At 73.8% G+C, this 8535-nt stretch carries 1 protein-coding gene; it reads left to right on the top strand.

Annotated elements, in window-relative coordinates; all coding sequences use genetic code 11:
* The coding region (locus AQI88_RS45650; protein WP_159050585.1) for a type I polyketide synthase at positions 1–8535 on the top strand (8535 nt) is incomplete at both ends.

Raw genomic sequence — 8535 nt, 5'->3', positions numbered from 1 at the left:
TTTGAAGAGGCGGTTCGTGCGCTGATCACTGGTGGGTACGGGGCGTTCGTTGAGGTGTCGCCGCATCCGGTGCTGACGGGCGCGGTGTCCGAGACCGCGGAGGATGCGGGTACCGCGGACGTGGTGGTTGTGGGCACGCTGGAGCGTGACAACGGCGGTGCGACCCGGCTGGTGACCTCGCTGGCACAGGCGTACGTCGGCGGGCTGACCGTCGACTGGAAGAAGGTCCTGCCGGCCGGAGAGCCGGTGGAACTGCCGACGTATGCGTTCCAGCACCAGCGGTACTGGCTTCAGCCGGCGGCCGCGACCGCGGACCTGGTCGGCGGTGATGGTGCGAGCACGGCGGCCGAGGCGCAGTTCTGGGCGGCCGTCGAGGGCGGTGACCTGGCCCGGATCGCCGACACGCTGGCCATCGAGGATCAGCAGTACTTGGGCGAGCTGCTGCCGGCGCTGGCGTCGTGGCGGCGCCAGGAGCGGGACCAGTCCGTGACCGCGAACTGGCGTTACCGGGTGACCTGGGCGCCGGTCGCCGAGCGCGCCTCGGGTGCGCTGAACGGGACCTGGCTGGTCGTGGCCCCGGGCGGGCAGGCCGACGACGACCTGACGCGGGGATGTGTGCAGGCGCTGGCCGCCCGAGGAGCGGACGTCGTGGTCGCCGAGGTCCCGGCCGATGCCGTGGACCGGGCCGAGGTGGCGGCCGTCCTCGGCCAGGCGCTGCATGACGCAGAGCCCGCGGGTGTGGTGTCGCTGCTCGCACTGGACGAGACCCCCGTGCCCGCGCATCCGGTGGTGGCCCAGGGTGTGGCCGCGACCGTGGGCCTGGTGCAGGCGCTCGGCGACGCGGGGGTGACCGCACCGCTGTGGGTGGCCACGCGCGGAGCGATCGCCACCGGCTCCGAGGAGGCTCTGGACAGTGCCGTACAGGCGCAGGTGTGGGGCCTCGGCCGAGTCGTGGCCCTGGAACACCCCGACCGGTGGGGCGGGTTGATCGACCTGCCCGCCGTACTGGACGAACGTGCCGGAGCGCGGCTGACGGCCGTACTGGCCGGATGCGGCGAGGACCAGGTGGCGATCCGCCCGTCCGGGATCCTGGCCCGGCGGCTGACCCGCGCCCCGCAGCCCCGCAGCTCCACGCAGCGCTGGGTGCCGCGCGGCAGTGTGCTGATCACCGACGGAACCGCCGCGATCGGCGGGCACGTGGCCCGCTGGATGGCCGGCCGAGGTGCTCGGCGACTCGTGCTGACCAGCCGGTCCGGTCCCTACGCGCCCGGCGTTGCCGCACTCGTGGCCGAGCTGGCCGCGCTCGGCACCCGGGTCGACGTCGTGGCCTGTGAGGTGAGCGAGCGGGCGGATCTGGCCGCGACGATCGCCTGGACCGGGGCAGACGGACCGGCCCTGTCCGCGGTCGTGCACAACGCGGAGGCGATAGACGACGGACCGCTGGACGGCCTCGAAGTCGCGGAACTCGCCTCGGTGCTGGCGGCCAAGGCGGCCGCGGCGGCCTGGCTCGACGAACTGACCGGGGAACTGGACGCGTTCATCCTGTTCTCCTCGGTCGCCGCCGTCTGGGGCGGCGGCCAGCAGCCGGGATTCTCCGCGGCGAACGCCTTCCTGGACGCGCTGGCGGAGAGCCGCCTGGCCCGCGGGAAGACCGCGACCTCGGTGGCCTGGGGTCCGTGGAGCGGCGGTGCGATGAGCTCCGGGGACGACGGAGCCCAGCTGGAACGGCGCGGGCTGCGGCTGCTCGCCCCCGACCTGGCCCTCCAGACGCTGGCCCGGATCCTGGACGGCGGCGAGGGACCGGTGACGGTCGCGGACGTGGACTGGGCGCGGTTCGCCCCGCCGTTCACGCTGCGCCGGCCCAGCCCCCTGATCGAGAGCCTGCCCGAGGTCCGGCAGGCCCTGGACGACGCCGGATCGGACGCGGCCCAGGGCGGCGCCGACATCGACCCGGACGCGGGCTCGACGCTGAAGCAGCAGCTGGCGGAACTGCCGACGGCCGATCAGGACCGTACGCTGGTCCACCTGATCAGGGCCGAAGCCGCCGCCGTGCTCGCGTACGCCTCCCCGGAGGCCATCGGGAGCAGCCGGGCCTTCAGCGAACTGGGCTTCGACTCCCTGACCGCCGTCGAACTCCGCAACCGGCTCGGCGCGCGCACCGGGCTGAAGCTGCCCGCGACGCTGCTCTTCGACTACCCGAGCCCGGCGGTGCTGGCCGGATACCTGCGCTCCGAGCTGCTGGGCGTCCGGGCCACGAGCGGGACCCTGCCGATGACCACGGCGGCGCCGGCGGACGACGATCCGGTGGCGATCGTCGGCATGAGCTGCCGCTTCCCCGGCGGGGTCAGGACCCCGGAAGAGCTGTGGGAGCTGCTCGCTTCGGGCACGGACGCGATCGGGGCGTTCCCGCAGGACCGCGGCTGGGACCTGGACAGCCTGTACGACCCCGATCCCGATCAGGCCGGGACGTCGTACGTGCGCCAGGGCGGCTTCGTCTACGACGCGACCGAGTTCGACGCCGGGTTCTTCGGGATCAGCCCGCGTGAGGCGCTGGCGATGGACCCGCAGCAGCGGCTGCTGCTGGAGGTGTCCTGGGAGGCCCTGGAGCGGGCGGGCATCGTCCAGTCGGCGCTGCGCGGCAGCCAGACCGGGGTGTTCGCCGGCGCGAGCTTCGCGGGATACGGCGTGAGCGGGGCCACCGAGGGCCTCGAAGCACACCTGCTGACGGGCACCACGACCAGCGTGCTCTCCGGCCGGGTGGCCTACACCTTCGGCCTGGAGGGCCCGGCGGTGACGGTCGACACGGCCTGCTCGTCAGCGCTGGTGGCGGTGTACCTGGCCGCGCAGGCACTGCGCTCGGGGGAGTGCTCGCTGGCGCTGGCCGGCGGGGCGTTCGTGGCGGCCACCCCCGACCTGTTCGTATGGACCAGCAGGCAGCGCGGGCTCGCTCCCGACGGCCGGTCGAAGTCGTTCGGTGCCGCCGCCGACGGCATGGGCATCGCCGAAGGCGCGGGCATGGTGGTGCTGGAGCGCCTGTCGGACGCCCGGCGCAACGGACACCCGGTGCTCGCCGTGGTGCGCGGGTCCGCGGTGAACCAGGACGGTGCGTCCAACGGTCTGACCGCGCCCAACGGCCCCTCGCAGCAGCGGGTGATCCGGGCGGCGCTGGCCGCCGGACGACTGTCGACCGCCGATGTCGACGTGGTGGAGGCGCACGGATCCGGCACGGTGCTCGGCGACCCGATCGAGGCACAGGCGGTGATCGCCACCTACGGCCAGGACCGGCCGGAGGGACGGCCGTTGTGGCTGGGCTCGGTGAAGTCCAACATCGGACACGCCCAGGCCGCGGCCGGCATCGGCGGACTGATCAAGATGGTGCTGGCGCTGCAGAACAGGCAACTGCCCGCCACGCTGCACTCGCAGGAGCCCTCGCCGCACGTGGACTGGTCGGCCGGCGAGGTACGGCTGCTGACCGAGTCGAGGCCGTGGGAGACGGACGGCCGCCCGCGCCGTGCCGGTGTGTCCTCGTTCGGGGTCAGCGGCACCAACGCCCACATCATCCTCGAAGAAGCCCCCGAGCCGGCGGACGACGAGGCTCCCGCTGAGACCGAGGGAGCCGGAGCACCCGACGCCGCCGCGGTCATCGACGCCCCCGCGGCCTCCGCCTGGGTCGTGTCCGGGCGGACCTCCGAGGGCATGCGGCTGCAGGCGGCCCGGCTGGCCGAGTACGTGACGGCGCGAGGGGAACTGAACCCGGCGGACGTGGCCTGGTCGCTGGCACTGACCCGTTCCGTCTTCGAGTACCGGGCCGTGGTGACCGGTACCGGCCGCGAGGACCTCGCGGCGGGCCTGGCCGCGGTGGCGGCCGGGGAGCCTCGGCCCGGGGTCGTCATGGGAACGGCCGCGGCGGCCGAGGAGGGCCAGGCGGTCTTCGTCTTCCCCGGCCAGGGCGCCCAATGGGGCGGCATGGGACGGGAAATGGCGGTTTCCTCGCCGGTGTTCGCGGCCCGGCTGGCCGAGTGCGAGCGGGCCCTGGCCCCGTACGTGGACTGGTCGCTCACCGACGTGCTGGCCGGCGCGGACGGCGCGCCCGACCTGGAACGGGCCGACGTGGTCCAGCCGGCCCTGTGGGCGGTCATGGTCTCGCTGGCCGCGGTGTGGGAGGCGGCGGGCGTCACGCCCGGCGCCGTCGTCGGCCACTCCCAGGGAGAGATCGCGGCAGCCACGGTGGCCGGGATCCTGTCGCTGGAGGACGCCGCCAAGGTCGTGGCGATCCGCAGCCGGGCGCTGTCCGGGCTCGGCACCGGCGGCGGCATGCTCTCGGTCGTGATGCCGGTCGCGGCGGTACGCGAACTGCTGGCCCCGTGGGGCGACCGGCTCTCGGTGGCGGCGATCAACGGACCCGCGGCCACCGTGGTCTCCGGCGAGACCGACGCCCTGGCCGAGTTCGGGGCCGAACTCTCGGCCCGGCATGTCATGCGGTGGCCGATCCCGGTGACCGACTTCGTGGCGCACTCCGCCGGAATAGAGGAACTGGCCGGGCAGCTCACCGAAAGCCTGGCCGGGATCCGGCCGGGAGCCGGACGGATCCCGATGTTCTCCACCGTCGAATGCCGCTGGATGAACGGCCCCGAGCTGGACCCCGAGTACTGGTTCGCCAACGTCCGCCGGACCGTCCGCTTCGACGAGGCGATCCGGGAGCTGGCCAAGGCCGGGAACCGGACCTTCATCGAGGTGTCTCCGCAGCCGGTGCTCACCACCGGGATCGCCGAGACGATCGAGGACCTGGGAACGGCCGCCGTCCCGGTGATCACCGGAACCCTGGACCGCGAGGACAGCGGCCCCCGGCGCCTGCTGACCGCGCTCGCGCAGGTGCACGTGGGCGGCACCACCGTCGACTGGCAGCAGGTGCTGCCCGCCGCAGCGCGCACCGACCTGCCCACCTACGCGTTCCAGCACCAGCGGTACTGGATCGCAGCCTCCCAGACGGCTGCGCCGGCGGTCGTCGGCGGAGACGGCGCGGGAACAGAGGCCGAGGCCCGGTTCTGGGCCGCGGTCGAAGGCGGAGACCTGCAACAGCTGGCCGACACCCTGGTGGTGGACGGACAGCGGTCCTTCAGCGAGGTACTCCCGTCGCTGGCGTCCTGGCGCCGGCGCGAACGGGAACGGGACGTCACCGGGAACTGGCGCTACCGCGTCACCTGGGCCCCGGTCATCGACCCGGCACCGGCCGCACCGGCCGGCACCTGGCTGGTGGCGATCCCCGCGCACCAGACCGGTACCGCCGCAGACCTGGCCCAGGCCTGCCTGCGTGCGCTCACCGCCCGGGGCACCCGTGTCGAGGTGGTCGAGGTCGAGGCGGGCACGGCACAGCGCGAACAGCTGGCCGCCGACCTCACACGGGCCTTGCAGGACGCCGCCGACGGGCGAGTCTCCGCAGTGGTGTCCCTGCTCGCGCTGGACGAGACGCCGACCGCGGCCTGGCCCGTGGTGCCCGAAGGACTGACCGGCACGCTGACCCTGCTGCAGGCGATGACCGACGCCGGGATCGTCGCACCCCTGTGGATGCTCACCTGCGGGGCCATAGCCACCGGGCCGGGCGAGGTGCTGGCCAGCCCGGTGCAGGGACAGACCTGGGGACTCGGCCGGGTCGTGGCCCTCGAACAGCCGGACCGCTGGGGCGGCCTCATCGACCTGCCCGCCGTCCTGGACGAACGGGCCGCAGGCCGCCTGTGCGCCGTACTCGCCGGCTGCGACGAGGACCAGGTGGCCATCAGGCCCGCCGGCATCCTCGGCCGCAGGCTGACCCGGGCCCCGCAGCCCAAGTCCGGACGGGACTGGACGCCGCGCGGCACCGTACTGATCACCGGTGGAACCGGAGCCATCGGCGGCCACGTGGCCCGCTGGCTGGCCGGCCGCGGTGCCGAGCGGCTCGTCCTGGCCAGCCGGTCCGGAGCCGGCGCGGCGGGTGCGGCCGCGCTGGCGGCCGAGCTGGCCACGGCCGGGACCCATGTCGAGATCAGCACCTGCGACAGCGGCCGCCGCGCCGACCTGTCCGGACTGGTCGACCACATCGCGGCGAGCGGGTCCCCGCTGACCGCCGTCATGCACACCGCGGGCGTGCTGGACGACGGCGTGCTCGACCGGCTGAACGCCGAACGACTGACCACCGCGCTCTCGGCCAAGGCCGCCGGCGCCGCCTACCTGGACGAACTGACCGCAGAACTCGACCTCGACGCATTCGTCCTGTTCTCCTCCGGCGCGGCCACCTTCGGCGGCGCGGGCCAGGCCAACTACGCGGCCGCGAACGCCTTCCTGGACGGGCTCGCGGAAAACCGGCGCTCCCGCGGCCTGCCCGCGCTGTCGGTGGCCTGGGGCCCCTGGGCCGGCGAAGGCGTGTCCCAGGCCAGCGAGGCGGCCCGGCAGCGGCTGCGCCGCAACAGCTGGGAAGTCCTGATGGACCCGAACCTGGCGGTCAAGGCACTGGGCGAGGCACTGGCCGGCCCCGACACCGTACTGACCGTGATGGACCTCGACTGGCCCAAGCTCGCGGCCGCCCCCGGCGCCGCCGAGGTCCTCGCCGTACCGTTCCTGCGCGACCTGCCGGACGCCCGGCAACTGAAGGCGGCGGTGCAGGCCGACGCCAACGCGCCACAGGCCGAAGGCGAACTGGCCCAGCGGCTGACCGGCCTGTCCCGCGCCGAGCAGGACCGGATGCTGGTCGACACGATCCGGGGCGAAGCCGCCGCGGTACTTGGCTACTCGGGCCCCGACGACGTGGAACCCAGCCGGGCCTTCAGCGAGCTGGGCTTCGACTCACTGACCGCGGTCGAGCTGCGCAACCGGATCGCCACGGTGACCGGACTCCGACTGCCCGCCACGCTGCTCTTCGACTACCCCTCCCCGACGGTGCTCGCCGATCACCTGCGGGTGACACTGCTCGGCGCCCTCGCCGAGAACACGGCCGCCCCGGAGGTGACGGCCACCGCGCCCGTCGACGGCGAACCCATCGCCGTCGTGGCGATGAGCTGCCGCTTCCCCGGCGGCGTGAACAGCCCCGAAGAACTCTGGGAGTTGCTGGCCACCGGCGGCGAGGGAATCTCGGGCTTCCCGCAGGACCGGGGATGGGACACCGCGGCCCTGTTCGACCCCGACCCCGGGCACGCCGGGACCACCTACGCACGCGAGGGCGGATTCCTCCACCAGGCCTCCGAGTTCGACGCGGGATTTTTCGGCATCAGCCCGCGCGAAGCGGTGGCGATGGACCCGCAGCAGCGGCTGCTGCTCGAACTGTCCTGGGAGGCCCTGGAGTCCACCGGAGTGGACCCGGCCGCGCTGCGCGGCTCGCGCACCGGCGTGTTCATCGGCGGGTACTCCTCCGGCTACGCGGCCGCCAGCATGCAACTGGGAGCGCAGGACGGCACCGCGCAGCTGGAAGGCCACCTGGTGACCGGCAACGCGACCAGCATCATCTCCGGCCGGGTGTCGTACGTGCTCGGCCTCGAGGGCCCGGCGGTGACCGTGGACACGGCGTGCTCGTCGTCGCTGGTGGCGCTGCACATGGCCGCCCAGGCGGTACGGTCCGGCGAGTGCTCGCTGGCCCTGGTCGGCGGCGTCTCGGTCATGGCGACACCGTGGGAGATGGTGGGCTTCGCCCGCCAGCGCGGACTGGCGGCGGACGGACGGTCCAAGGCGTTCTCCGCAGCCGCCGACGGCATGGGCATGGGCGAGGGCGCCGGAATGATCGTCCTGGAGCGGCTGTCCGAAGCCCAGCGCAAGGGACACCGCGTGCTGGCGGTGGTACGGGGCACTGCGATCAACCAGGACGGCGCCTCCAACGGCCTGACCGCGCCGAACGGCCCCTCGCAGCAGCGGGTGATCCGCGCCGCCCTGGCCAACGCCCGGCTGTCGGCCGCCGACGTGGACGTGGTCGAGGCACACGGCACGGGCACCCCGCTGGGCGACCCCATCGAGGCACAGGCCCTGATCGCCACCTACGGCCAGGAGCGCGCCGACGAACGGCCGTTGTGGCTGGGCTCGGTGAAGTCCAACCTCGGCCACACCCAGGCAGCCGCGGGCATGGCCGGCGTCATCAAGATGGTGCTGGCACTGCGGAACGAGCAGCTGCCGGCGACACTGCACGCGGACGAGCCCTCGCCGCACGTGGACTGGTCCGAGGGTGAGGTACGACTCCTGACCGATCCGGTGCCGTGGCCCGCCGGGGAGCGCGCGCGCCGGGCCGGTGTGTCCGCGTTCGGCATCAGCGGCACGAATGCGCACGTCATCGTCGAGGAGGCTCCGGCTGTTGAGGTCGGTGAGCTTGAGGCGGGCGCCGAGGGCACGGGGCCTGTGGTGTCGGGTGTGGGTGCGTGGGTGGTGTCGGGTCGGTCGGCGGAAGGTTTGGCCGCCCAGGCGGGGCGGTTGCGGGAGTGGGTGTCGGGGCGGCCGGAGTTGGATCCGGTGGATGTGGGCTGGTCGTTGGCGGTGTCGCGGTCGGTGTTCGAGCACCGGGCCGTGCTTTTGGGCGGCGAGCGT

The organism is Streptomyces cellostaticus, assembly GCF_001513965.1.
Lineage (GTDB): Bacteria > Actinomycetota > Actinomycetes > Streptomycetales > Streptomycetaceae > Streptomyces > Streptomyces cellostaticus.
The sequence above is the reverse complement of the archived record's forward strand: the minus strand, read 5'-3'. Positions and strand labels throughout refer to the sequence as shown.